This is a genomic window from Chitinophaga deserti, from assembly GCF_003149455.1.
Lineage (GTDB): Bacteria > Bacteroidota > Bacteroidia > Chitinophagales > Chitinophagaceae > Chitinophaga > Chitinophaga deserti.
The window spans coordinates 25,995-52,296 of the sequence record NZ_QFFK01000012.1 but is presented as its reverse complement, the minus strand read 5'-3'; the positions used below and the strand labels follow the sequence as shown (position 1 = coordinate 52,296).

18 protein-coding genes are annotated in these 26,302 nt (G+C 52.8%); 2 read left to right on the top strand and 16 right to left on the bottom strand.

Annotated elements, in window-relative coordinates; translation table 11 throughout:
* Positions 1–26: 26 nt before the first annotated feature.
* Together DEV76_RS22985 and DEV76_RS22980 are read right to left on the bottom strand one after the other, a co-directional pair.
* Complete coding sequence (locus tag DEV76_RS22985; RefSeq protein WP_109700301.1) at positions 27–1,190, bottom strand: FecR family protein; 1,164 nt, start codon at positions 1,188–1,190, stop codon at positions 27–29.
* A gap of 96 nt (positions 1,191–1,286) precedes the next feature.
* Positions 1,287–1,874, bottom strand: a complete 588-nt coding sequence (locus DEV76_RS22980; RefSeq protein ID WP_157963058.1) for an RNA polymerase sigma factor — start codon at positions 1,872–1,874, stop codon at positions 1,287–1,289.
* 353 nt (positions 1,875–2,227) lie between these two features.
* Here DEV76_RS22980 and DEV76_RS22975 point away from each other — a divergent pair, with 353 nt between their 5' ends.
* Together DEV76_RS22975 and DEV76_RS22970 are read left to right on the top strand one after the other, a co-directional pair.
* The gene (locus DEV76_RS22975; protein WP_109700299.1) at positions 2,228–3,043 is read left to right on the top strand and encodes an AraC family transcriptional regulator; all 816 of its coding nucleotides are present in this window, start codon (positions 2,228–2,230) and stop codon (positions 3,041–3,043) included.
* Between the two features lie 77 nt (positions 3,044–3,120).
* The gene (locus tag DEV76_RS22970; RefSeq protein WP_198652184.1) at positions 3,121–3,585 is read left to right on the top strand and encodes a VOC family protein; all 465 of its coding nucleotides are present in this window, start codon (positions 3,121–3,123) and stop codon (positions 3,583–3,585) included.
* 103 nt (positions 3,586–3,688) lie between these two features.
* On the opposite strand, the gene DEV76_RS22965 is transcribed toward DEV76_RS22970, so the two are convergent.
* From DEV76_RS22965 to DEV76_RS22900, 14 genes are all read right to left on the bottom strand, one after another.
* Positions 3,689–3,898, bottom strand: coding sequence for a dodecin family protein (locus DEV76_RS22965; protein ID WP_109700375.1), 210 nt, complete (start codon positions 3,896–3,898; stop codon positions 3,689–3,691).
* Between the two features lie 201 nt (positions 3,899–4,099).
* On the bottom strand, positions 4,100–4,657 hold the full coding sequence (locus DEV76_RS22960; RefSeq protein WP_232827026.1) for a phytanoyl-CoA dioxygenase family protein: 558 nt from the start codon (positions 4,655–4,657) through the stop codon (positions 4,100–4,102).
* 126 nt (positions 4,658–4,783) lie between these two features.
* On the bottom strand, positions 4,784–7,177 hold the full coding sequence (locus DEV76_RS22955; RefSeq protein WP_109700297.1) for an ABC transporter permease: 2,394 nt from the start codon (positions 7,175–7,177) through the stop codon (positions 4,784–4,786).
* Positions 7,178–7,676: 499 nt separating this feature from the next.
* Positions 7,677–9,347: a LamG-like jellyroll fold domain-containing protein gene (locus tag DEV76_RS22950; protein ID WP_109700296.1), complete on the bottom strand. Its 1,671-nt coding sequence runs from the start codon at positions 9,345–9,347 to the stop codon at positions 7,677–7,679.
* A gap of 27 nt (positions 9,348–9,374) precedes the next feature.
* Positions 9,375–11,039, bottom strand: a complete 1,665-nt coding sequence (locus DEV76_RS22945; protein ID WP_109700295.1) for an alkaline phosphatase family protein — start codon at positions 11,037–11,039, stop codon at positions 9,375–9,377.
* A gap of 16 nt (positions 11,040–11,055) precedes the next feature.
* Entirely contained in the window at positions 11,056–12,672 is a 1,617-nt protein-coding gene (locus DEV76_RS22940; RefSeq protein ID WP_109700294.1) for a DUF5008 domain-containing protein, read from the bottom strand.
* Between the two features lie 18 nt (positions 12,673–12,690).
* Positions 12,691–13,368 carry a fasciclin domain-containing protein gene (locus tag DEV76_RS22935; protein WP_109700293.1) on the bottom strand — a complete coding sequence of 226 codons (678 nt, stop codon included), beginning with the start codon at positions 13,366–13,368 and terminating at the stop codon, positions 12,691–12,693.
* On the bottom strand, positions 13,365–14,828 hold the full coding sequence (locus DEV76_RS22930) for a RagB/SusD family nutrient uptake outer membrane protein (RefSeq protein WP_109700292.1): 1,464 nt from the start codon (positions 14,826–14,828) through the stop codon (positions 13,365–13,367). Before DEV76_RS22930 ends, DEV76_RS22935 begins: the two co-directional genes overlap by 4 nt.
* A gap of 12 nt (positions 14,829–14,840) precedes the next feature.
* A complete protein-coding gene (locus DEV76_RS22925) occupies positions 14,841–17,966 on the bottom strand; it encodes a SusC/RagA family TonB-linked outer membrane protein (protein ID WP_109700291.1) in 3,126 nt (1,041 codons plus the stop codon).
* 12 nt (positions 17,967–17,978) lie between these two features.
* On the bottom strand, positions 17,979–19,043 hold the full coding sequence (locus DEV76_RS22920) for a DUF5007 domain-containing protein (RefSeq protein WP_109700290.1): 1,065 nt from the start codon (positions 19,041–19,043) through the stop codon (positions 17,979–17,981).
* 10 nt (positions 19,044–19,053) lie between these two features.
* Positions 19,054–20,058, bottom strand: a complete 1,005-nt coding sequence (locus DEV76_RS22915; RefSeq protein WP_157963057.1) for a fasciclin domain-containing protein — start codon at positions 20,056–20,058, stop codon at positions 19,054–19,056.
* Between the two features lie 14 nt (positions 20,059–20,072).
* Complete coding sequence (locus DEV76_RS22910; RefSeq protein WP_109700288.1) at positions 20,073–21,581, bottom strand: RagB/SusD family nutrient uptake outer membrane protein; 1,509 nt, start codon at positions 21,579–21,581, stop codon at positions 20,073–20,075.
* 12 nt (positions 21,582–21,593) lie between these two features.
* Entirely contained in the window at positions 21,594–24,527 is a 2,934-nt protein-coding gene (locus tag DEV76_RS22905) for a SusC/RagA family TonB-linked outer membrane protein (protein ID WP_109700287.1), read from the bottom strand.
* Between the two features lie 287 nt (positions 24,528–24,814).
* A complete protein-coding gene (locus DEV76_RS22900) occupies positions 24,815–26,299 on the bottom strand; it encodes a SusD/RagB family nutrient-binding outer membrane lipoprotein (protein WP_109700286.1) in 1,485 nt (494 codons plus the stop codon).
* Between the last annotated feature and the right edge of the window lie 3 nt (positions 26,300–26,302).

The following is a 26,302-nucleotide window of genomic DNA, read 5'->3' as shown; positions in this document are numbered from 1 at the left end:
TTCCGGCGCCACCTTTACGTGGTATTTTATTGCATAACGATTATTTTCTTCCCTTCGATTTTGAACTTCACCTTCCCCGTCAGCTCCAGTGCTTTCAGCACGTCCGACAGCTTTTTGCTCCGTGGAACGTCGAGGAAAAAGCGGTCGTCTACGGATGCTATATCTCCCACCTCCACGTCGTACCAGCGGGAAAGCTGATTCATAACGCGGGAAATGGATTCCCCTTCAAACACGAACCTTCCGTTCTTCCACGCCATCACCTGTTCCAGGTTAATATTGCGCTGAACATCCAGCTTTCCTTTACCGGCCTGTACCTGTTCGCCCGGGGCGATGGTGCGGGTACCTGCATCGGATGTCACTTTCACTTTTCCTTCTATCAGCGTGGTATGTACTGCCCCTTCATCGGGGTAAGCGTTGATGTTAAAATGCGTCCCCAGCACTGCTACTTCCACCCCATTCGCTTTCACACGGAAAGGCTTCTTCTCATCTTTCGCCACTTCCAGGTACACCTCACCGGTGATACTGATGCTGCGGGTAGCTTCTGCAAATGCGGTAGGGAAAGTGATGGAGGAGGCGGAATTGAGCCAGGCCTTCGTGCCATCGGGCAGGGTAAGCCGGTATTGTCCTCCTCGGGGAGTGGTCATGGTATTATAGAGGATTTCCCCTGAGGCAGTGCCTTCCCCGTCGTCGTACACCAATTGACCATTGGATAATTTATTGACGCTGGCACCGCCCTGTTGTGCCAGTAGTCCGTTTGCCGCACTGTCCAGCACAATCTGCCGCCCGTTGGAGAGGGTGAGAATGGCTTTTTCACCACCGGGCATCGCATCTTCCACTACACCTGCCTCTGCCACAGAAACCCGGGGAGATGGCTTCATGCCCTGCCAGATGCCCAGGCTGGCCATAAAGATGGCTGCAGCTGCGGCGGCGGGCTTCCACCATGCGATACGCATACGGGGCTTATCCATTTCATCGGAAAGGCGGTAATACACACGCTCCATGGCAGCAGCTCCCGCTTCCCGGCCAGCCTCCTCAGGCTGATAGTTGCGCCATGCCTCTGCCAGTACTGTCTGCAGGTCAGCATCCGAGCCAGACTGGTTCACCCAGTCGGCCAGCTCCTGCTGCTCCTCACCTGTACAGGCGCCTTCAAAATAGCGGTTGACGAGATACTGGATCCTTGCGTTAGACATATGGTTGAAAATTAAGATAACGTGAGCCCGCCCGTGGCGATGCTACATTAAAGACACCTGGAAAAGAAAACAGGCATAGTCTGTCTCAAAAAAAATTTAACAAAAAGGAAACACCAGGCAGGGCAGCAGTAAAATTTCGAGGGAATGGGGGTGCTGGCTAAGTTGCTCGCGGAGGGTGCGGAGCGCCTGGATCATATGGTTTTTAACGGTACCGGTGGTTATCCGGAGGCGGCGGGCGATCTCTTCGTGCTTAACGCCTTCTTCCCGGCTCAGCAGGTAAATGGCTTTCTGCCGGGGAGGTAACTGTTCTATTGCCCGGTGAAGGATTTCACGGGTTTCTTTCAGTGCGATGTGAGACTGTGGGGTACTGTGGGCCGGAAGGTCGCCGGTATTCATTTCTTTCAGCATATCCACCTCACGGGCCATTTTCCGGAAGCCATTGATGGCGTGGTTCTGGGCCATGCGGAACAGGTAACTGCCGAAGGATTCCACGTCGCGGAGGGATTTACGGTCTTTCCAGAGTTTCAGGAATACGTCCTGCACCACGTCTTCAGCCGTGGCCGGAGAACCGGTCAGCCTGCTGATAAACCCGTACAGCTTGAATTTGTATGCGTGGAAAAGATGCGTAAATGCCAGTTCATCTCCACCTGCAGCCATTTCCAGCCACTCCTTCTCGTATTGCATAGACGTAGACAACGTAAATAATCCCCTTGATGTTGGTCTCGACAAATTTATCGACATTTAGATAATTGTTGCTGATCTTTTTTACCCACACTTTTACATAAGTACATCCCTGATTATCAATACATTCATTTTTTTCCATAAGATAAATGACATTTCCGCGGATTGTCACGGCCCCGGTTTAACAGTTAAAAGTCCCGCTGCAATCCCTTATTTTATTGTTTCGGAAGCATAACCGGGGTTAAGGGGTAGGCCGACAGGGGCAACCGCCTGTTACCCGGCCCTGCCGGGAATTGCACAAATCCTCCATATTTGCCGGGATTCTTTAATTTCGGGGCACTATCAAAAGCCGCAGCATGCAGGAATTTTCCCATATCCGGGATTTATACAAGCCCATTCAGCCTTCCGTATCTGCGGCCGGAGAGGCGGTTACCTACACCGAGATGCTCCCCTGCCCTGCGCTGCAGCCTTATATATATTGTTACTGGCAGCTGAAAGCCAACACACCCGTGGCAGCACCATATCCTTACCGGGTAGTGGCCGATGGATGTATGGATATATTCTTTGAACCGGGCAATGTGCAGGAATCCTGGGTGATGGGTATCTCGGATGTTTATACAGAGTTCCCGCTAACGGGGGCATTTCACTATGCCGGCATCCGCTTCCTCCCCGGCATCTTCCCGCAATTATATCACATAGGAGCCGATACGCTTACCAACCGTACGGAAGCCCTTTCCAATATAGACCCGCAACTGGCGTCACAACTCGCCAGCCGCTGTGCCGGTGTACAAAGCCACGAAGCCATGAGCCTGCTGCTCGACGAGATTTTCCTGGAACTCATCACCGGTAAGATCTTCCGGCCCGATGGCCGCTTCTATGATGCGCTTCACCTCATCCTCCGCCATAACGGTAATATTCAGCTGGATAAAGAAGTGCAGACGGGCATCAGCCCGCGGCAACTCCGCCGTATGTTCGGACAGTATGTGGGCGATACTCCCAAAGCCTTCAGCAGCATTGTACGTTTCCAGCGCATACTGCAGGCCAAGCCATCTTCCATGAGCCTGCGGGAAAACAAACTGTTCTTCGATATGGGGTACTACGACCAGTCGCACTTCATCCGTGAATTCAGGAGGTTCTACGGCCTTACGCCCGGCCAGGCCTGGGGGCGGTAGCATTATGTCCGTTTTATACTATGTTCCGGAACGCTTGCGTCCGACCTTTGTTCTGTCATCTAAAACGGACGTAACAAATGAAAAAGCTAATCACCATGGCCGCCCTCCTGCTCTTCTCCTTACATCTCCTTGCACAAAAAACTACAAAACCATTGACCATGAAAATGAATGCCGGCATCACCACCACTAAACTGGCGGAAACCAAAGAATTCTATGTTAAAACGCTTGACTTCGGCGTTACTTTCGAAAATGAATTCTATCTCTTACTGCACACACCCAACCATGCCGCGGAAATCAGCTTCCTGCTGCCCAACCACCCTTCGCAACAGCCGCTTTTCCAGAAACCGTTTAACGGACAAGGCATGTACCTCACCATTGAAGTGGAGGATGTAGACAAGGTGTACAAAGCAATTAAAGCGAAAGGCGTACCCATCCAGATTGAGATCCGCAATGAGCCATGGGGCGACAGGCACTTCGCCATCCAGGACCCCAATGGCATCGGGATCGATATTGTGACCTACGCCCCGCCGGAAAAGCAATAATATTTCACGCCACGCTATAACAACATAACGGCCAGTCCAATCAACCGGACCGGCCGTTTTTTCCTTTACGACGCTCTCTCATACACGGTAATACAGGTGGGTTTTACCGGTTCTCATCGAGCCGGAAAGAAACTTTGCAGATACAACCGAATGTGGTGATCTGCCCGTCTTTCACATGTACTTTAATATCTTTTACATACACGGAATCCACGTTATGGATTGTTTTGCTCACTTCTGTTACAGCATTTCGGAGGGCATCTTCCAGACTCTTATCTGAAGAAGCGATGATCTCGATTACTTTCACGATGGGCATAATTCCGGATTTTAAGGTGATGGAATTGTTATACCCTTTAGTGCGCACACAAAGCAAGCCAACCCAACAGCAGTAGGCAAATAATAAATGCAGTGAACTGATTACCAGACCATCCGGAATCAGTTCTTTTTATTTGACGGTCTTTTGATTTTGAAGTAGTGTAGCGTCCTAACCCCAACGCAGCCGGCAGCCTGCTGTAGTTTACGACAGCAGTTCCGACCATTGCAGGCCTTCAGGCAGCAATTGGTTACTGAACTCGATATGGATCACCCGGCGGCGATGGTTGTTGGTAGTTCGGCCCGAGGCATGTAGTAAAAGAGGACGCATGAGCATTACCCCTCCCGCAGGTACCGGGCAGGTATCTTCCGTTTCCTGTTGCCAGTCTATTGTTTCAGGACGGTAAATCCCTTTCCTGTGAGAGCCGGGCACCACACGGAGCGCTCCGTTTTCTGCCGTAGTATCGTCCAGGTGTATGCGGAGGGTAATATTACTTTCGAGGACCTGCAGCGGGGGCTGCACGGCAAACTGGCCGGGCTTCACCGTCCATGGACCGAAGCCCTCCACTTCCTTTTTCTGATCCACTGAAATGGTGAGATCCTGATGGTAAGCTACATACCAGTTGGAAGCAGGCGGTTTATCGAAGTATATAGATTTAACCGGTACATAGCCGCTCCCGCCAATGCTCTCCACCAGTTGCAGCAGTTCTTTCTTCAGAACAATGGCCTGCACTTCCGGTACTTCCAGCAGAAAACGGCGCACAGCAAACAGATCGGCCGAACGCCGGAAGGTGGGCGACGATTGGGAGTGGTGATGGCATATCCTTTTTCGGAAAAAGAGGCGGCAAGGGAATCTGCGGAAATCATACCTAAAAGTAATCAATCCGCTTTATTCCGCCCTTAGTGACCGTGCCGGATTCGCCAGCGATGCTTTCAATGCCTTATATCCGGCAGAAAAAGTAAGGATGATGAAACTGATGCCTGCCGCGGCAAAGAACAAACCCGGCCCGAGTTGAATGCGATACGTGAAATTCTCCAGCCATTTCAAAGACAGCCACGCACCCAATGGTGCCGCTATGAGGAAAGCTATTACCAGCAACTGCAGGAATTCTTTTCCGAACAGCCACAGCACGCTTGCCGAGCTGGCACCGAGCACTTTCCGCACCCCTACTTCCCGGGTTTTGTTGGCTACTATGAAAGAAATAAGTCCGTACAGACCGAGGCAGCCGATGAGGATGGCAAGCACGGAAAATGTTTGCAGCAGGGAAAGCAAAGTCTGGTCAGCCTTATACATCCGTGCGATGCGCGTGTCCAGGAAATCGGCCTGGTACACATGGTCGGGGAACACTGCATTCCAGGCTTTCTCAATGGCGGGCAGTGCAGTAGCAATGTCGGCAGACTTTAAACTGACAGCGCAGCGCCCGTACCAGCTGAGGTTAGTGGTAAGTGAAAGTGGCTGTATGGGCTGGTGGAGAGAACGGTTATGGAAATCTTTGATCACTCCTACAATGATGCCTTTGCGGCCATTGATAACGGCGCTTTGTCCTACCGCAGCATCGGGTGTGGCTAGTCCCAGTTTGCGCACAGTGGTTTCGTTGATGAGATATTCGCGGCTGGTATCGGAAATAGTGAGATTACGGCCGGCAGCCAGTTGCAGGCCGAAGGTGGAAAGGTAATCCGCATCTCCGGCTTTGTAATGCATTTCAAAAGCCTCCTTTTCATCGCGCCCGGCGTAACGGATGCCGGTGATGTACGTTTCCGTACCAGCAGGCTCCTCACTGCAAAAAGCAACGCTTTCCACACCGGGAATGCCAGCCAGCCGGGCCTTCAGCGAACCGATGGCACTGGCTTCACGCACGGGCACGGGAAGCATGGTAACCGCATTCTGCCGGAAACCCATATCCATGCTGCGGGTATATTTCATTTGCTGGGCAATGGCCAGCGTACCGATGATGAGTAATTGAGAGATGGCGAACTGTGCAGCCACCAGGCCCCTTCTGAGTGTAAACCCTCCTGCATTGCGCCCTGCCTTCCCGTTCAATGCGGCAATGGGCCGGAAGCCGGATAGTACCAGCGCCGGATATGCCCCCGACAGAAAGGCCATAGCCATCATCAGCAACGGAATGAAGTATACCAGCCCCAGCCGGAAGAAGTCCACGGTACGGAGTTGCGCACCAAACAGGTTATTGATCTGCGGCAGTAAAGTAAATACGAACCCAAGCGCCACCGCCGTAGCCATAATGGTAAGCAGCGCCGATTCCGTCATGAATTGCCAGAAGAGCTGATGCCTTTTACTGCCCAGCGCCTTGCGCACCCCTACTTCCCTGCTGCGCCGCAATGCCTGTGCCGTGGCCAGATTTATAAAGTTGATACAGGCCGTGGCAATGAGGAAAAACCCTATCCAGCCAAGGGCACGCAGATGATTCCGGGAAATCTTACCATCGATCTGCGTATCAAAGTGCATGGCATGCAAGGGCTGCAAACTGAAATGCGCCGCAGTGGGCGAGTTACCATACCTGTCTTGCGAGATCTTAGCGAACATAGCATCTGCAGCACTTTGTGTTGCGGATGGTTTCAGCTTTATGAACAGCTGTTGTATGTAGGAATGGAGATACCAGTTATCGTCTCTGAATGCCGGATGGAACTCCGGGAGGTTTTGATAACTGAGGAAGATCTCCTGCTGTAAATCAGTTTGAGCAGGCAGGTTACGAAGCACCTCGGCCACCCTGAAATCGAGCCGGGTATTGGTGAAGCGGTTAACGATGCGGATCATTTGACCGATGGCAGCCCCCTCCCCGAAATACTTCTTCGCCACATTTTCGGTGATAACCGCTGTAAAAGGCTCATCCAGCACGCCTGCCCCGCTCCCTTCCTTAAAAGGGAAATCAAACACTTCGAAGAAAGCAGGCTCAGCGAACGATACGCCCTTCTCTTCCTGGAACTTCCGCTGGTCTTTTGTACCGGGTAGCGCCACGGATAAGTTGCTGAAAGTAGCAATGCGTGCCGACTTTTCTGCCAGTGCAAAATCCTCCCTTACAGATAAGCCCAGCGGAGGAGGCACCCCTGCATTACGCCCCTCGTTACTGCCGGAGGTCTCCGATAATACGCGGTAAACCCGGTCACTTCCCGGATGAAACCTGTCGAACCCCTGATGGTATTGAACGAGCGCAAAAATGACAATGGCGCCCGTAATACCAAGTACCAACCCTGCGAGGTTGATGACCGTCCAGGTCTTGTTGCGAAGCAGCCGGCGCCAGGCCAGGAGAAAGTAGTTCCGGAACATAAGTGCAAAGATTGGCTTTCTCTCCGCAATTCAACTGCCAGATCCCTCCCGGGAGCCAAATCATTACTAATACAATCTATATGAATAGGAAATATTCATCATCTGAAACATAAATGTCCGCCAACGGACAGCCGGTGTCCGGACCTGCGGTTTCCTGGTGGAAAGTCAATCTCCCGTATGACTTCCCTATGTATTACAGCAGGGTTAATGAAGGTTTAAAGAAGGGTTAATGTATATATACTGTATATAAAACACACCGAAACCCAATACAGTAAAGGGAAAGGTAGCAAAACATATACATTAGGGTATACCTGGAGTATCTGTTCAGTAATTATCAGGTTGATATAACCATAGTCATCTGTACCCGGGTGCATGCAGGAAATTAGCTTTTAAAATAAGGCGGGCCTTCGGCCAATAATGACCGAAGGCCCGCCTGAACAGTGATTGCAGTGAATCGCCATCGATATGGCGCTATTTCAGGTAATTGAAAACCAAATCGTTATTGTGCAATCTCCACCTTACCGTCGAGCGCCCATTCTGCTTTCAGTTTCACTCCCATCCAGGCAAGAACATTGGATGTGAGATCCATGGCACGCGGCACTAATAGCGTAGCATCTATCGACGAGGGGTTCAATACATCCGTTTTATAATCCCAGCGCGGGTTATTCTGAATGGTAAGATCGGCACCGGTAGGACTAAAATCCTTAATTGCATTACCAGTTGGCAGTTCATTAGCCTTCCAGTGGCCGATGAGCGACAGGAAAGCAGGGTGTGCGGCATTGAGGGGGCGGAAGGCCCAATCGTCTATAGCCGCAGGCGTAAGCGCGGCATTCCACACCCGGATGTCGGCAATATAGTTCTGGCCGGAGCCGCTGGTACCACCGTCTTCATAGTTCAGCGTACCATCGGTACCCACTGCCAGTGGCAGCCCGGTATCAATATTCCCTTTTCCGGCTATGCTCAGCCCGTTGATGAAGAACTTACCATCGAGGTAAAAATCAACAGTTCCAAGGCGGTTGAATACGATGCTTACACGGTGCCACTTGCCGTCGGATACGTTGGGCCCGTTCCTTACATCTATCCGCGAGGCGGCTGCACCTTTATAGTTGAGGCGGATGTTTCCGTTCTGCTTATAAATCACATACCCCTGGTTGGCCCCGCTGCCCCAGTTCTTGTTGCTGACAATGGGGTGGTCGGTACCACCGGTATAAGTGCTCTGGATATTAAACTCGATGGTAAAATTCTGCTCCGCACCAAAACGGTAAGCCGGGTTGTTGGTATAGGCCGACCGGTCCTGACTGCCGGCGCGGTCGAAGAACATGTAATACCCGTCGTACGGAACGTTTACTGCAGGCATTTCCACAAGGCGCGGAGTAAAATTGGGATGGTAGTACAGGAGGAAGATGTTTCTCTCTTTGAAACTATTGCCGCCGTATTCCCCGGTTTCCAATCCACCGTGATTGGAGGTGATAATCACCAGCCAGTCTTCCTTAGCGAAGGAGGGGCGGTTGCGCAGGGCGGTGAGTACATCACCGATGTAGCCGTCTACCGTTTTAAGCGCGGCCGTATAGCCGGGAGCTGCTGCATGGAAGCCTTCGGTTTTACCGGCCTGCTGTACGCTGTTGAAAGCTACTACCAGCAGATCGGGGTTTTGCAGTTTAAGACGGTTCACGGCACTGTCGCGCGCAGCTTCATCCTTCCCTCCCGTATTCACCCAGGTATTGGCATTGCCTTTTTTCAGCAGGGTATCGTTCAGAGACGGGCTGCTGGATACTGCCGTGATATCGAGCGTTGCGTTGGCAGCAAGGCGTTGCGGGAAAGAAGGGAACGCTGCCAGCTGATGGCCGAGGTAATGCGTGCCTTTGATCTCGTTTTTCATGTTGGTAACACCGGTGAAGAGGGCCGACCAGCTGGCCGCATCTCCCGAAGTAGTGTCGCACACGGCATCCCAGCTGTAGATGGAATGCTCCAGCAGGCCTTTCAGCTGCGGCATATCGGCGTCTTTCACCACCTGGCCCCTTGCGCCTTCGATGGCGATCACGAGTACTTTCTTCTTCACAGGCTCCGTATCTGTACCACCTGCCCCTTTGCGCTCTTCGAAAAGCGCGGGTTTGTTACAGGCTGCCAGCAGCAGGGCTGCACAGGCGGAGAATATTGTCAGTTTATTCATGGTATTACTGATTCTTGTGGTGATGGGCTATGGAATGCGGTTTATGCCGTCGAGGCTCCAGCCTGAATCTGTGGCGATGCGCAGCCAGGCCATAATGGTAGGCACAACGTCTACCGACTGTGGCACCGCAGCCGGCAGGGCTACGTTACAGAAATCCAGCTCCTGCGTTACCCAGGCAGGGCCGCCATTGATGGTAAGCGGCTTGTTCATGGGACTGGCATCTTCCAGTATATTACCTGTAGGACCCGTAGCCTTCCACCATCCGATCATCCGGCTGAAGTAAGGATTATTGATCTGAACGGTATCGCAGGGCGCGTATTTCTTCATGTCTTCCTTCGTCCATACCGAATCCCATATGCGGATATTGGCAACCTGGAAATCGTCGTCTCCATAAAACTCGCGGTATCTGCCGGTGATGTCATCGCCGATAGCGATTTTCACTGCGTGATTGGGTGCAAAGGGCGCGAGGTTGTTAAGGGAGCTGGAACCACAGGGTTCGCCGTCCTGGTACATCTGTAACTCACCTGCACCACTCCGGCGGTCAATAGTGATGGTAAGGGTATGCCAGCGGTTGTCGGTGATGATGGGGCCGGTAGAGTTAATGTCTACCCTTCCGTTACCATCGCCTGCCTGAAACTTCCATTTGTCGGTACCACGCGGGCAAATGAGCCATCCGGGATTGAGGCCGCGGTCCCAATCCTTGTTACCAATAAAGGGCACATCAGAAACAAAACCGTTCGTGCGTACGGCAACAGACACCGTAAACTGTTTGATCTGTTCAAAATTGTAGAACGGATCATTTGTACCGGCCCATTGGTTTACCGAGGAAAAGCGGACAGTTCTCAGGGAAGAGAGCGGCTGCTCTACCTTTTTACCGTTGAATGCTTTGTTGTGGAACAGGGTGAAGATGTTACGTTCTTCCGGCGTGCTGCCCCCTTCTGCCTTATCAGTTCCCCCATGGTCGGATGCGATGATGATGAGCCAGTCTTCCTTCGCGGCATTGGGCCGTTTGGAGATAGCCTGCAGGATGTCTCCCACAAAACCATCGGTTTGTTCTACTGCCTGCATGTATTCAGCTACCTGCGGACCGTATCCGAACTGGTGGGCGGCGTTCTTTACACCGGTAAACCCGGCGAGCAGTACATCCGGATCATCCTGCCCGAGGCGGGCCACGATGGTATCGCGTACCCTTGCATCATTGTCGGGGAGGCTCACCCGCACATCGGCCTGGCTTACCAGCAGATCGTTCACCGCAGGCCATGCCTGTACGGAAATAGTGCGGAGGTGCGGCGCCAGTGCTTTGGCATAACGGAATGCCATCGGGTACTTAGCGCTGTTGTAACCGGCGAAAGTATTGTCTTTTACACCGTGCTTCCCGCTCCATACTCCATTGAGCAGGTTGGCCCATCCGCTGCCGGATGTGGTGGGTTGCTGGGTTTGTGCTTCGAAGCTGTAAATGGCATGGGGATAAAGCCCGCTGATGGCCGGCGCGGCGGCGGCTTCCATGGCATCGCCCCGGAGGCCGGAGATACCGATGAAGAGTACTTTACGCTTCACATCGTTAGGGCCGGGAGGCGTGGTAATACTGCCCTGGTCTATGTCGTTGGGAGGCCCCACCGTCAGGAGCTTGTCTTTGAAACAGCCCGTCAGCGCCAGCATTCCCAACAGCAAACTGATATAATGTCTTTTCATGATCGAGTTTTTGAAATCAATACCGCAATAACATGATCCGGCTAACGGGGATCAGGTCGTATTCCGAGAAATTGCCTACTACTACCGTAGCGCTGGAATTGGGGACATGGAGCATCCTGTTGATGCGGCCGGATAAGCTGCCCATGGTATTATAACCCTGGCTTACTTTACCGTCTTCATCGAGTATCACCGTGCCATCACGTTTCACACCGGAGAATCTGCCAAAGCCTCCGCTGATGAAAATCTTCCCGTTCTTCAGCTGTCCGCCGAAATGTACCAGTCCGTCCGGTCCGGCATTTACACCTGTGCCCACGGTAAACCCTGGATCGGGTGTGCCATTGGCCTGCAGCATCACTACCTTACGGGTTTCTTTGCCGTTGAAGCTCATGAATGCGCCTACTGCCAGCAGCTTACCTCCATTGATGGGGGCGATGCTTTCCACGGTATTATCCGGGCCGGTGCCGGTGTTGAAATTCCCGTCAATCGTACCGTCGGGGTTCAGCCTTACGATGCGGCCGGTCAGCTGGTCACGGAACCTGGTGAATGTACCTGCCATGATGATCTTCCCGTCGTCTTGCAGCAACACATCTTTCACTTCGCCGTTAGGCCCTGCAAAACTGGTATTGGTGGCTGGGTTGAGGTGGAAGTTAGGATCGAAGGTGCCGTCTTCATTCAGCCGCGCGAGCCCTTCCATCCGCACGCTGTCTATGATCGTGGAATCCCGTTTCCCGTCTACAGATATACCTGCGAAATTCTTCCGCATGAAATATTTGAATTTGCCGAACACGATGATCTTACCACTGTCTGCCGTTTGCAGTACATGTGTTATTTCTCCGTCGAAATATGCATTGAGGGCAGGCACAGCATGGTTCTTGCCGGCTACATCGGTAACACGGATACTGTCCATACTACCGTTATCATTGAGCCTTGCGATGTAGGACAGGAGCCCTCCGCCGTAGCGGCCGTCATAGTTGGAGAAATTGCCGACAGCAATGATCTTGCCGTCTGACTGCATGATGGTACCGGACACGTTACCATCGAAGCCTTTACCTATTTTAAAATCGCGGTCGATATGCCCGTTGCTGTTGATCCTTGCAAGACCGCGGTATCCGTCTTTGGCACCTGAGTTATCATAATCTTCGAAGTTGCCGCTGATAAGATATTTACCGCCGGGCACGAAGGAGATGGAAGCGATGCTGTTCTTATCCGCACCGGGTACCGATGCAAACTGCTGATCGATGGTAACAGGCCCTGTAACCCTGAATTTGGGTCCGGGGAATACCTGCCGCTGAACGGATAACGTGATGAGCCCTGTACTGGCGCCATCAGGCACTTTAACGGAAAGTGCGTTCTCGGTCACGGAAGAGATGGTACCCTGTACGCCGTTAAACATTACGGCCAGGCCGCTGTCTTTATATTTGAAGAAGCCCTGCCCTTTAATGGTAACCGAGGAGCCGGCAGCGCCGGATGCAGGGGTGGCCTGCGACTTGTCTATCTTAATACTGACAGGCTCCTTTGCCCCGGCATAGGGGTCTTTGCCTTCGTATGGCTCCTTTTTACAGGATGCCGCCAGCGCCAGGAGCGCCAGTGCCTGCCAGGGTAGCCGGGAACGGTGTGTATGCTTGCTGTTCATTTGCCGGTGATCAATGGTTTACGGAATATATTCTTTAACAGTATTGAGGAATCCAAACCTCGAGAATCCGAATGAGTGATCGCTGTTGAGTACATGTATCACACAGTTACGGGGCTGCAGGTCTGAGGTGGCTACCCGGTTCACTTCGTAGAACGGGTTGTCCAGACTGCCGATGTCACAGATCACCACCGTACGCGGCCCCACATCCTTGGTGCCGTTGTAATCAGAATACAGCACTCCCAGGTTCAGGATATACCCCTCCCACGACTCCATGTTCATACCCGGAAAAAGGTCGGGCAGCGAGGGAGCAAGGCGCGGAATATCTTTCAACAGGTATTTTTCTTTAAAGATGTAGCGCGACAAATACTTCCTCCATACTTCCGCCGGCACTTCCTCCAGCTTCAGCGTGTCTTTAAACTCGTTGTATCGCCACTCATGCACAATGTCCATGGCTTCTTTAATAGCCAGGTCTGTAGGAGCGAAAAAAGTAATGGTGGAATCCTTCACCACGTTTTCCAGTCCGGCGAGGCGGATGATGGTCACGAGGCTGTCGAAATACATGGGATTGGTTTTAAGCCAATCGTAGCCAGACATATCGTACACTCCGCGTTGCAGCCCGGAGTCTTCGTAGTAGTCCTTCTTGCAGGCCGCCATCCCAATGGCGCCCAGCGCGATCAGCAATGCAAGCTTTCTCATCGTGTCCAATATGTGTTTAAGGTGATGTTGGGATTGAAGTTTCTGGCCTTCGCGTCGATGGGCCATGTCCAGGCACCGCGGTTAAACTGGTCCTGCGTCATGAAGCTTTTCACCTGCGTGGGATCCATGATGCGGCCGGTGCGGATAAGATCGTACCAGCGTACGCCTTCGCCGATCAGCTCACGCTGCCTTTCGAGGAAAATGAAATCTTTCAGTGCATCGCCGCTTCCATTAAATGGTTCTGCGCCTGCCCTTACCCTTACGAGGTTCAGCAGCTCACGCGCTTCGGCGTCGTTGCCGAGGTTAGCCATGGCCTCTGCGCCTGTCAGCAGCTCTCCGCCGTAACGGAACATGATCAGGTCATCGTCCAGCAGCCAGGAAGCAGTGGTAATCATATTCACCACGTTACTGTATTTCACGAACATGGATTGTGTGTTGCTGGCATAGGGCAGGTAAAACCAGAGGTCGCGGCGCTTGTCTGCTTTATCTACCGGGTACAGTTTTTTCACAAAATCCGCAACAAAGAAGCAATCGCTCGTGGCATAGTTTACTACCAGCGGGGAATGCAGCGTCCATTGCCCGATGCTTACGTAGCGGGTGGTGGTGCCGTAGTTGGTATTCACGGAAAACTCAAACAGACTTTCGCGGGTACGGCCTTTAAACATCCTCCTGAAATCTTCGAGGGGCAGCAATTCAAAGCGGCCGGAGTTCTTCAGGTCGCGGATAGCATCGGCTGCATTCTTCCAATACTCACGCTGGTTGCTTTTATCGAACCCTGCCATCCACATATTGACATTGGCGATGAGGGCATGCACGGCTCCTCTGGCGGCACGTACCCCCCATTTGGTAGGCTCGTCGTATTGCCAGGGCAGATCTTCCCGGATAGCTTCCAGCTCCTGCCGGCAAAACTCCAGCACTTCGATCATAGGCGTGCGGGGCAGCGGGCGCTGGTCGTAAGCTTCTTTATACAATGGCACATCTCCATATATCCGGGAAATATAGAAGTAGGTAAAGGCACGCAGAAAACGCAGCTCTGCCATGTAATGCTTCTGCTCGGTAGGCGATAACGCTTCTACTTTCGGGATCCTGTCAAGACTGATATTACAGGAGGCGATAGACTGGAAAAACGGATACCAGTCAGACAGGGCGCTCATGTTATAGCGCGACAGGCGGGAATTATTGGTTAGGTCCTGCTGTGCCACGGCGGTAAATACATCGAAGCCCTGCGCATCGAATTCCCCTGCGCGGATATCACCGTTGCCGGGTACATAAGGCCCGTTAGTGAGGATATCGAACAGGAAGCCGTATGCATTGGCAATGGCAGACTCCACGTCTCCCTTCGTTTTCCAGAACGAGGCGTCGCTCATACGGTCGGGTGGCGCTACGCTGAGGAACTTCTTGCAACTGCCGGCACCCAGCAGCAACGTAGCGGTTATAATGATGGTAAGTAATCTCTTCATGCGGCAATCTTTTTAAAACTCAATATTCAATCCGAACGACAGTGATCTTGATACCGGGTAGGTATCCAGCCTGTCTCTACCCAGATCCGTCACTGCTTCGGGGTTAGGCCCGCTGTAGCCGGAGAAGATAACAGGGTTGGTAACCGTGGCATACATGCGGAAGGCGTTCATCCTGTATTTGCGGAGCCACTTACGGTCGATGGAATAACCTACCGTGATGGCGTTGATCTTGATATAGCTGCCATCTTCCTGGAAAAGCGTCTGGTATTCGCGGTACGACCCGGCGGTGGAATAGTAATCGTACGGATTGGGATATTTGGCAACATCACCGTTGTTCTTCCAGTAGTCGAGGTCAGAGATGTTCACGAAAGTGCTGTCGCCGAAGGGAGAGCGTACTTTAGCCATACGTTCTGCAAGGGCCTTGTTCAGCAGGTCGCGCTTAAAGAGGATGGTACCGTTGAGGTTGAGGCTCCAGCCTTTGTAGGTGAAATAGGATGAGAAGCCACCGGTGATCCTGGCTACGGGAGTACCCGCCACCTGGAGGTCGGCATCATTCAGTATATAGTTACCATCCACATCGCGGAACTTGGCATCACCACCCTTGAAGTAATCGGCTCCTTCATTACGCAGGCGCAGGCCCGTAATGGGATCTACCGGTACATCGCGGTTATCACGGTATACACCTTCGTACATGTAGAGGTAATTGCTGAGGGCGCCGTAGCCTACACGGTTAATGATCGTTTTGTCGTCAGACATCATTTGGGCCGCACCACCCGGCAGCGAGAGCAGTACATCGCGGTTCACGGCTCCGTTCACGCTGATCGTCCAGTTAATTTTGCTCGTGGATTTGAAAGGGCGAACGGTCAGGTTCAATTCATATCCGTAGTTATACAGCGAAGCATCGTTGGTGAAGGTTTTCTCAAAACCCGTGCTGGTAGGCAGGTAACGGGTGTAGAGCATATTGTAAACCGTTTTGGTATACGCATCGAAGTTTACCCCGAGGCGGCCGTTGAACACACTCATATCGAAGCCGTAGTTGAACTGCTCCACTTTTTCAGGTAACAGGAACGGGTTGGGCATCTGGCCGAGGTGGGGCGCAATACGGGTAACACCGTTGTAGTTCCCCTTCACATCGTACCAGCCCAGCGAGGCGTACACATTGGTAGTGGGGCGCAGGTTGATGCCATAGCTGAAACGGAAGTCCCCGAAATCGAGCCACTTGGCATTTTCCAGGAACTTCTCCCGGTTGAAGTTCCAGCGTGCTCCAATGGAAGGACTCTTAGCCCAACGCTCGTTCTCACCGGCATAGGAGTTACCATCCGCACGGTAGTTGAGGTTGATCACGTACTTCTTATCGTAGTCGTAGCTGAGGTTGGCCGCAAAGCCCACGCTGTGTACTTCACTGAAACCACCGTTGCTGGGTGTACCGCTGATGGTAGAGAACCAGGGACTGAAACCAAAGGGGCCATGATAGTAATCGTTCGGGCCGTTGCTCTGGTTGATGATCTTGTTCTGCACCTGTATAATGGTGGCTTCGGAGAACACAGAGCCGTATACCGTATGCTTATCGTTCCAGGTACGGTTATAGTTAATGGCGCTGCGGTTATAGAGATTGCTCTTGCGGCCGGAGTAGCCATATACCGCCGGCTTGTCGTTATTGGCCAGTGCGGGAATAAACGTGTCTTCCTGATCAGAGGTATAGTTATAGCTGGTATTGGTAGACAGTTGCAGGTACGGCATCAGTTCGTACATGATGTTGAGATACGAGCGGATGTCGTAGGTACGGGTATCATTCACCCGGTAGATGCTGCTGGTGAAATGCCCAACGTTGTTGAAGTAAGACGGGCCCGGCAGCAGGGAAGAGCTTACGTCTTTACCCGCACCCACATCGGTAAGCCCGTTACCGCTTCCTTTCAGCTTCTTGCCCAAACCTGCGGAGAGGAAGCCCGACAGCTGGAGGCGCGGATTAGGGTTGAAGTTGATGTTCTGGTTAACAGAATACCGGTCGAAGCCCGTGTTCTTGATAACGCCTTTCTCCGTGTAGTAGTTGAGGTTGGTTTTATAGTTCAGCCGCTGGTCGCCACCGGAAACCGACACGTTGTGGGTGTGGTTGTAAGTGGTTTGATAATAGATATCCTGCCAGTTGGTGGAATTATTGAAGAACGCATTCAGCGAGTCTGACAGGAATGGCGTGCGGCCTATCCTCCATATCTCGTTGAGGTTGTTTGTAGCATTGATCATGGCAATGCGGTAATCGCGTTCTGATTTTCCGCCCACAGTGCTGCGGAGCGATGGAGGGAAGTTGATGAACAGGTTACCTGCATAGCGAACGATCGGCACGTTCGACTGGCCCCTTCTTGTAGTGATTACGATTACGCCATTGGCGCCGCGGGAGCCGTAGAGGGAGGTGGCTTCGGCATCCTTCATTACGTCGAGCGACTGCACATCTTCCGGCGGAATGAGAGACAGGGGGCTGGTGCCCGGTCCCATCGACTGGAAGCCGTATTCGAAACCGGCGTTGGCATCTACCGGCACACCGTCGATCACATAGAGGGGCGATTGCGGGGTGAGGTAAGCATTATCGCCGGAGCCGCTCACCATGATGTTGGAGAGGCCGCGGATGGAGGAAGAACCTCTGAAGCCGGGGGCGCCGGTATTCTGCTGGATGTTAAGACCTGCCACGCGGCCCTGTAATAATTGCTCGAGGTTGGAAACGGGCACATCCTGCAGCTCCTTGCCGGTGATGCGGGTAACGGCGCCGGTAACGGTTTCGCGGGTCTTTTTCTGATACCCTACGATCACCGATTCCTTCAGCGAGGTAGCCGAAGCTTTGAGGGATACATTCAGCGTGGTGCGGTTGTTGACAGACACCACGGTGGTTTCGTAAGAGATAAACCGGAACTCCAGTTTGGCGTTGCCCGGTACGGTAACGGAGAAAGCGCCGGTACCGTCAGTTACGGCAATGGGCTTTGCTGCTGCACCGGGTTGCTGCAGCAGTACGGATACCCCCGGCAGCGGATCGCGCTCTCCGGCGGCAATCACCCTTCCCTTTACCGTAACCTGCTGTGCCTGCAGGCCGCCGGCTCCCAATAGCATGAGGAGCAGGACAGGGATCAATCGGTATAAAAATAGCTTCATGGTCTGCGGTAATTAATCGTCGTTGAAAATGGGATTCCTGCGGAAGGCGAAGGTGATGGTCCAGTCGCCGGGTTCGTATATGGCGAAGTTTAAGCTGAAAGCAGCATCCAGCCGCTCGCCGCCAAAGCCTCTCCTGCTGTACCCGAAGGTGACGTTGGCCTTGCCTTCGGATGCATACAGCGTTTTAAGGGCAGTGAGGGGAACAGGATACCCTACATCATAGGTAACTCCCGTTGCAGTTTGCCTGCGGTTGAAACCGTGTACCAGCTTATCCCATTTGGTATTATTAAACTTCGCGGGATCGATGGGCTCCAGGTTTTCGCCGAGGAACTTGAATGTGAGAGAGTGCCCGGTGGCGTTTGCCTTGGTGAAATACACGGAGATGAGGGTGTCTCTGAAAAGACTGTCTTTCGTGTAATACATCTTAGCCAGGTTCACGGGGTGGATGGTGAAAGGCACGGTATTGGATCCGCCGTTATTGGGCCGGGGGCGTGTTTCTGTTTTACGCTCCCTGGTACGGAGGTCGTATTCGTATGGCTCGTAAGGCACCTCCTGCATGGGGCGGAGCCAGAAGTCTTTGATAATACGCTCGTTTCCCTTGTTCTGTATTTTGATATCGAACATATATCCGGAGTCGGGATAGGCGCGGATGAGGGAGGATGGTGCGTTGCGGAAAATAAGATCTCCCGAGCCGCGGCGTACTTCAAGGAATGGAGCATCTACCCACACGCGTTTGGCTTCAATTTCATCGAGCGATGTTTCGAGCCCGGTATAATCACGCTGCCATTCGCGTACTTTAATTTTCTGGAATAGCTCCGGCGCGGGGTGCCCCTGCTTACTGCGTGCATTCTCGATAGAGAACACGAGCGGATAGGTAGACCCGTCGGCACTGAACTGTGTCAGCTCCAGCGCTGTACGGCCAAGGATAGGCTCATAAACAACCTTCTTATTGAAAGTGGCATCCTGGCTGAGGTAATCCTTTTTCTCCGGCAACTTCTTACAAGCCGCCAGGGCCAGGGCCATCAGCCCGATGTATATCCGGGAACCATTCCATTTCATCTGGTTCAGTTTTTTCATGTTGCTGATTTTATTGCTCGCGGATGGCGATGTAACGGATCACTTCTTCCACAATGTTTTCTTTGCCCTGTGCGTCGGTGAACTTGTATTTCAGGTTAAAGGTGACGTTGGCAGGGTCGTACTCAGATCCCATATCCACGGCCGTCTGGTTGGCGGCAGAAGGGGCGGATTTTACTTCGGCCGTAAAGTCGGGCCGCACTGTAATGCGGATCTTATCGCCGTTTACACCGTTGGTGAGTGCTTCCATTTCCACCGTCCATTCATCTACCGCTTTGATCTCTTTGGCATAGAAGTTCCAGAGGGTAATGGTACCGTTGGGTTTTGTCCATGCCCCGTCAGCAAATATTTTCGCTTCCGACCAGCGGTTCTGAATGGCCCGGGCCTTGGATACGAAAGTGTTAAAGCCCAGTACGTGACGCGCTTCCATGATATGCACTAAACCGTTTTTAGTGGCAATGTTGGTGGTACCGGCGTTAGCAGCCAGCCAGTATTTCGTGAAGCGAGACCCGTTGAGGTAGGAGCAGCGGATCATTTCGGAGCCGAGCCCGGGCGCACCGGCGGCGGTGCGCGATACCCGGAGCATATTGAACTGGCGGAGGGAGTGGCTCAGGAGCATAATACCATCCTGGCTTGCGAAATCGTTCATGGCGTATTTGCCATTAAAGAGGTAATTACCCATAACGGCGCGCCACGACGATGGATCGATGTCATCGATATCCGCAGGTGCCTGCCCCAGGCTTTTACGGTACACGTTATAGCTTTCCATCGCAGCCACCAGGCTCTGATCTGTAGGCGCGAATAAAGTGATGGTATCGGTTTTGAGAAGATCTGCCAGCCCGCTCAGTTCCAGTACGTGCAGCACTTTACTGAAGTTCTCGGGCTGCGATTGCAGGTAGGCATAGGTGGTACCGTCGAATCTGGACACCGGTTCCGAATGGCGGTAGGTATCGTCTTTCCGGCAGCTCCACAGGCACGCCGCCAGGCAAAGCAGGAGGATGGGTTGAATGCGTTTCATGCTGGTGGTTATCATTATTGCCAGAATTTATTTTGAGTAATGGCCGAGCCGGCGCCCAGCAGCGATTTAGATACCGGCCAGTATTGCGCTCCGGCTGCTACATCTGCCGCACTGAAGCGGGAGTACCGCGGCAGTTGCTCAAACCGTACCAGGTCGAACCAGCGCCAGCCTTCACCAAGCAGCTCCCTCCTTCTTTCCTGGAGAATGGCATTGCTCAGTCCGGCTGCATTACCGGTATAATCACCTATCCCGCGCTGGCCACGCACAGCATTCAGTTGCAGCAGTGCCTCTGAAGATTTACCGAGGAACATCAGTGCCTCTGCACGCAGCAGTACTAATTCTTCATAACGGAATACTACTATGGCCGACTGGTAGCTCCTTAAAGGATCGGCACCAGTAACACTCAGCAGCCTGATCTTGGAAAACAGCGGCACGGGATTACCGAAACCGGTGAAGTATGTGCCAGCCCCGCTACCTGATTCGGTTACGCGGAAACGCTCATCGTTCTTCTCGGTAAAAATGCTGAGGATAGTATCGTTGTTAATGAAGATATCCGGTTGTGGCTTTGCGATAAAAGGTTGCGCCAGCGCCCATTCTTCAATATGCCCGGAAGCGGATGATTCCTGGTAATTCTTATTGAAGGGCATGGCGAAGATGATATTGTCTGCCTGCCCGGTGAAGGTGCCGGTAGCGGAAGTTAGTGTGGAAGTGGGCACGAAGTTATACCCTCCTTTCACGCGGTTATCCAGCACCATGCGGGTATATTTATCCGTGGTGAGGTAATCGCCTTTCCATGCTGCGATATGTGCCAGCAGCACGTATGCCGGTGCTTTTGCCGCTACCACGCCCTGCCAGAAAGCTGCCGGCTGTCCCCAGTACTGGGAGAGCAGTTCGGGGCTCTGCTGGTCGTAGCGCCAGGGAAGCCCTTCCGCAGCAGCCAGTGCATCCTGTTCTGCGAATGCAAGTACTTCGGCCTGAGAGGTATGGGCTACGGGTACAAAATCGCCGCTTACCGCCATCTTCATCAGGGGCACATCGCCCCAGATGCGAACGAGGTAGAAATAAGCCATGGCACGGAGGAAGCGGCAATGTGCCAGATCCACCTTCATTTCTTCCGGTGTATAGCGGAAATCATTTTTATTAACAGTGGCCAGTTTCTCAAGGCATAAGTTGGCCTGGTATATTACTGCGTAAAACCGGCGCCAGTTGCTCCATTGATCGAGGGCGGTGAAAGATGCGGTGAGCTGGTTACCGGTAACCGCGGCAAGATCTCCGCGGGATACACCGGTAAAGTCACCGGCACGCAGTTCCCCATATGCCAGCCAGGCGTTGTTATCGGCGAGGGCTGAGCGGAGCAGGGCATATCCGGCAAATACTGCCGCCCGCGCGTCGTTCTTGGTGGTCCACATATTTTTTTCGGGCACCAGGTGCGAGGGGGCTACGTCGAGCTTGGTGCGGCAGGCACCTGTAAGCAGCAGCCCGGCCAGCATCCAGAACGATATCTTCAGTTTGTAATTCTTCATGTAGCGATGCGTTTAAAGGTCTGCGTTGATGCCGATGGTAAAAGTGCGGGGCAAAGGCTGTGATACACCGTAATGAATACCGGTGAAGCTCATCAGTGAAGGGTCGCCGCCTTTATACGGCGTCAGCGTAAACAGGTTCATGGCAGTAGCATATACCTGCAGCTTGCGCAGCCCCGTCTTCTTCACAAATCCATATCCTGCCAGCTCATGCCGCAGCGTAAACGCCTGCAGCTTCAGCCAGGAAGCTTTCTCCAGCCAGAGGTCCTGGTTGGTCTGGTAAGGGTTCACGAGGCTCCAGGGGTTATAGCGGGGGTATTTATCGAGGTTGTTATTCAGCTGCCAGAAGGTGATTTCCTTCACGCCATCCAGACTGCTGGCGCCTTCGCGGTTGGCGAAATTGAAGCGGTTGGCGGCATCGCCGTTCAGCAGATGGTTGCCTGCGGCGAAGGAGAAGGAAAGATCCATCGTCCATTTGCGGTATTGGAATGTATTGTTCCAACCGCCACGTAAAGGCGCTATGGTATGGCCTTCCATTACACGGTCGGCATCGGTGATGGCGCCGTCGCCATTTACATCCTTCCAGCGGGGATCACCTGCTTTCAGGGCAATACCGTTGTAGGTCATCTTTTTCCCGTTCACCGTAGGTACCTCGTCATCCGTCCGGTAAATACCTTCGTTCTGCAGGAGCCAGTACTGATCCATCGGCCTGCCGGTTTCGAGGTGGCGGATGCCGTATTCAATGGAAGTGCGGCCGCCGGTGTGCGACAGGTCTTTACCAGAATTGTAAGGCAGCTCCAGCACCTTATTGGTATTGTAAGCCAGTGCCAGTGAAGTCGTCCAGGTAAGGGATGATGAAAGCGGCAGTTTTCCCTGCAGCTGCAGTTCTATGCCTTTGTTGTTCACATCCATACCGTTGATGGTTTTGGAACTGAAGCCATAAGCGGCATCCACGGGCACCTGTGCCAGCAGATTGCGGCCGGTACGGGTATACAGGTTCAATTCGAGGTTCCAGTTACGGAAGAGGCCCATCTGCATACCGATGTCGAGGTGATCGTTATACGGCCAGCGGATGCCGCCGCCGGTATAACCACGGGTAAAGGGCATATTGAGGGTAGCCATGGAATTGTAGGTGGATACTTTCATGGCTCCGGCAAAACCGGCATCCACCGTAAAGTAAGGGCCATATCCAAAGTAGTCGGCCGATGGCATTACAGCAGTGCGTCCCACTTTAGCATGCAGCTTCAGTGAGCGGACGGCACCGCTGCCTTCTCCTGCTCTCTTCACATCATATCCCGCACTCACTACCGGAGAAAATGCCCACCAGTAACCGTTCCCGAACAGTGAAGTACCATCGTTGCGGAGGGCGAGCAATACATTCAGCCGGTCGAACGTGTATCCCACATTACCATAGAATGAAAAGGTGCGTTGCTTCATGAAATCCTTAAAGGTGTACACGAGCGATTTCTCGTGTGTTACCCATTCGTTGTCAGAAGGGTCTACCTGGATGATCTTGATGAAGTCGGAAGGCCCGCGCCAGCCGCGGATATAATCGTACTTCATCTGATCTTCTTCCATAGACTGGCCCAGCTGGAAGCTGAACTGATGTCCGCCCCGGAATGCCTTATCCCAGGTGAGGTAGTTATTCATCCGCACGCGGCGGCTCACACCGGTGAAGTAGGAATTGAAGCTGTTATTATCATTAAGTGCCGCCGGCACAAAAAGGTCGCGGTCGTTATCGTTATAATCGATACTAAACTGGGAATGAAACTCAAGTCCTTTATAAAGCCTGATGCCTACATCCAGCATACCCTGTATGGAGTTGGCGATGTTACGTTCTGTACCATCGTTCAACAGGCCGTAATACCTGCCGAGGTATGCCTTGTTGGGCGACAGGGGCGATTGCTGGTCGGTAATGTATTCTTCTTCCGCAAGCCTTTCGGTGAGTGAGCGGTTACGGTCGCGGCGGGCGGTGAACATCTGTATATAGGTGTGGATGTTGAGACCCTCCACCGGGATGATGTTCATATCATAGAATACATTGTACTTCTTCAGGGATGTGGCATCCGCCACACCGTTCTCGGTATGCTCGCCTACGCCAAACCTGAAGTTGGCACGCTGGCTGCCACCGGTGATATTGAGGCCAACACCATGCTGGATGGCATTCTTGTAATACATATCATCCCAGTTGGCAGGCCCGAAGTACACGTTCTGCGTGGAATCCGCGAGGTATACGGGGAAGTTGGCCCACTGGTTGGTATTTGCGTATTGCCTGTAAAATGGCAGCAGGAAATCGCGCTGATAAAATCCATTCAGTGTTTTGACCTGAGGCTTTGCCGCCACGCCGCCATAAACATTAAGGCCAAGGTGGTAACGGCCCAGCTCGGGATTGCGGGTGGTGATCACAATGGCGCCTCCCGCTGCGCGTGTGCCATACATGGCCACTGCTTCGGGGCCACGCAGCACGTGAAGCTCCTGCACGTTCTCCATATCGATCAGCTCCGCCACGTCTATGCCGGAACCAATGTCAGTGAAGTCGTGGTCTTTCAGTGCCAGTGCATAGGGATGGTCGTTCCGGATGAGTGGAATACCGTTTACGACATACAATGGCCGGTTGGCGTATTGGTCGGCTGCCTGCCCGAGTGGCATGGAAAGACCGCGTATAACGGGCATTGGCGCTACCCCCGGTTCCCCGGAAGCGCGCATGACCGATACGCCGGCAATCCTCCCATCCAGCAGCTGACCGGTATACGTATACGGCAATTCCCTGACGGTGCTGAACCGCAGGCTGTCGGCCCCTGCCGGAAAATGAGCCGGCTTTTTCCAGAGCGAGCGCACGGCCGGAGAATCGGCTACGGGCGCCTGGCCACGGCTTTCCGCAGTGCAGCACACTGCTGCAAACAGCACGGGGAGCAACTTTGACCGGTGAAGGTGTACAAATGATATCATCAGTATGGAATAACTAATTATCTAATGCATGCAGGCAGGTAAAAGGCATGACTCCCCCGTTCGGACTACACCGTCTTTTTCGGAAAAGACAATACAATCACGTTATGCGCAGGGCAGCGCATTTTTCAGTTTACCTGACGGCAATATTCAACTGTTCGGAAATTCTACATACAATTCATAACGAAAACTTACGTGCATAAAGCAAGCGATCTACCATAATGGACACGGCATTTATTCTTTCCCCCCAAAGCGGAACAAAAATATTTTTCAGTAAGCAAAAGAAAGGATTATTGTAAGGACCACATACGACCGTTGAGCTGGTCGAGGCCCTGGTACTGACGGCTGAGCGCCGCCTGCAGGTTCTTTAAATTATCGATATACTCATACGGAGGATAGCTCCACCGCAGCGGTATACGCCCGCCATTTTCATTAGAAGGACCAATATGAAACACGGGGATACCCGTACGGCGTTGATTCAGGAATGCTTCCCATCCGCCCATCTGAAAGAAGTCGATATACTTCTGATGTAGGATCTGCACCAGCCCCAGCGTATTATCTCCCGCATATTGTACTACTGCCTGCTGCAAATAATCATCCACTACTTTACCTTCCAGTCCATATGCTTTCATCGCGGCACGGATGCCGGCAGTATATGCAGCGCCTGCATCCCCATCGGCCCATCCCCTGTTGATGCCTTCCGCAATGGCGAACTGCGTTTCCGGGAAGCCCAGCATAATAGTAGGCCGTCCTGTTTTGGAACTGAACCAGTAATCCGGATCGGGATGCGCATAGTATCCCATAGCTGCAGAATCACTGATCAGCTTTTGTAAGGTTCCCGTACTGGCACCGCGGTAAGAACGGAAATCGTTCTTATTATCCGGCAGCGAATCAGATTGCCGCGAAGGCTGCGCTACCACAAACAGTCGTGGATCACGAAGCCCTGTCATCAGCGATACATAGGTAGCCGCCAAAGGATTGTTACGGGAGCTGGCTTCCGGCGTGGCGGAATAACCGGGGTTGTAGTTAGACACATCATCTTCCCCATAAGTAACCTGCAGATTATCGCGGTTGTCACGCGGAAGGGGGCAACGCTCCGGATGCTGCACTATCTCTGCAAACGCCGCAGGTATCTTCAGATCGGGATCATTGGCTTTTTTACTCAGGCTGATCAGCACCCGCAGCCTGAAGGCATTCACCAGCCGCTGCCACTTATCCAGGTCGCCACTGAAAAAGATATCGCCCGCCAGCTGCTGCTGCGAAGTACTATTGATCACACCCAGAGAATCATTGGCACGGCGCAAAAGATCCAGGCATTGGCGGTACACATCTTTCTGCAGATCATATACCGGAGAAATGATTTCCTGCTCCGCCATCATCGACTGGCTCATAGGGATATCCCCCATCTGCTGCGTCATCTGAATATAAAACCATGCCTTCAGGAAAAGCCCCACGGCTGCATATCCCCGCTTCGCCGGGTCGCCCGTACGCACCGCTTCCCGCTCCATCTGCATCACATTCCTTATCTGGTAAAAACGATGCGATGCCGAACCAAAATTATAACTCTGTCCGCCGTAATAGGCATTAGAAATGCAATGGTACTGGCTGCTCCGCTGCGGAAAATCCCAGGGCGAATAAAACATATCCATCTCCACGCCCGTGAGCACATTGCCCGGCGGAGAAGTGTTTGCCTTGTTGGGATTCTTCTGCAGATCCTCCGGTTTCATACAGGCGGATATGCAAATGATCGCGGTGAATGTCAGCCAACGTTTCATGCG

Excerpts from the sequence above, each read along its gene's own strand:
- DEV76_RS22900 (WP_109700286.1), bottom strand. The coding sequence starts at position 26,299 with ATGAAACGTTGGCTGACATTCACCGCGATCATTTGCATATCCGCCTGT.
- DEV76_RS22955 (WP_109700297.1), bottom strand. The coding sequence starts at position 7,177 with ATGTTCCGGAACTACTTTCTCCTGGCCTGGCGCCGGCTGCTTCGCAAC.
- DEV76_RS22910 (WP_109700288.1), bottom strand. The coding sequence starts at position 21,581 with ATGAAGAATTACAAACTGAAGATATCGTTCTGGATGCTGGCCGGGCTG.
- DEV76_RS22980 (WP_157963058.1), bottom strand. The coding sequence starts at position 1,874 with ATGCAATACGAGAAGGAGTGGCTGGAAATGGCTGCAGGTGGAGATGAA.
- DEV76_RS22915 (WP_157963057.1), bottom strand. The coding sequence starts at position 20,058 with ATGAAACGCATTCAACCCATCCTCCTGCTTTGCCTGGCGGCGTGCCTG.
- DEV76_RS22905 (WP_109700287.1), bottom strand. The coding sequence starts at position 24,527 with ATGATATCATTTGTACACCTTCACCGGTCAAAGTTGCTCCCCGTGCTG.
- DEV76_RS22935 (WP_109700293.1), bottom strand. The coding sequence starts at position 13,368 with ATGAGAAAGCTTGCATTGCTGATCGCGCTGGGCGCCATTGGGATGGCG.
- DEV76_RS22975 (WP_109700299.1), top strand. The coding sequence starts at position 2,228 with ATGCAGGAATTTTCCCATATCCGGGATTTATACAAGCCCATTCAGCCT.
- DEV76_RS22985 (WP_109700301.1), bottom strand. The coding sequence starts at position 1,190 with ATGTCTAACGCAAGGATCCAGTATCTCGTCAACCGCTATTTTGAAGGC.
- DEV76_RS22950 (WP_109700296.1), bottom strand. The coding sequence starts at position 9,347 with ATGAATAAACTGACAATATTCTCCGCCTGTGCAGCCCTGCTGCTGGCA.
- DEV76_RS22925 (WP_109700291.1), bottom strand. The coding sequence starts at position 17,966 with ATGAAGCTATTTTTATACCGATTGATCCCTGTCCTGCTCCTCATGCTA.
- DEV76_RS22930 (WP_109700292.1), bottom strand. The coding sequence starts at position 14,828 with ATGAAGAGATTACTTACCATCATTATAACCGCTACGTTGCTGCTGGGT.
- DEV76_RS22920 (WP_109700290.1), bottom strand. The coding sequence starts at position 19,043 with ATGAAAAAACTGAACCAGATGAAATGGAATGGTTCCCGGATATACATC.
- DEV76_RS22965 (WP_109700375.1), bottom strand. The coding sequence starts at position 3,898 with ATGCCCATCGTGAAAGTAATCGAGATCATCGCTTCTTCAGATAAGAGT.
- DEV76_RS22945 (WP_109700295.1), bottom strand. The coding sequence starts at position 11,039 with ATGAAAAGACATTATATCAGTTTGCTGTTGGGAATGCTGGCGCTGACG.
- DEV76_RS22970 (WP_198652184.1), top strand. The coding sequence starts at position 3,121 with ATGAAAAAGCTAATCACCATGGCCGCCCTCCTGCTCTTCTCCTTACAT.
- DEV76_RS22940 (WP_109700294.1), bottom strand. The coding sequence starts at position 12,672 with ATGAACAGCAAGCATACACACCGTTCCCGGCTACCCTGGCAGGCACTG.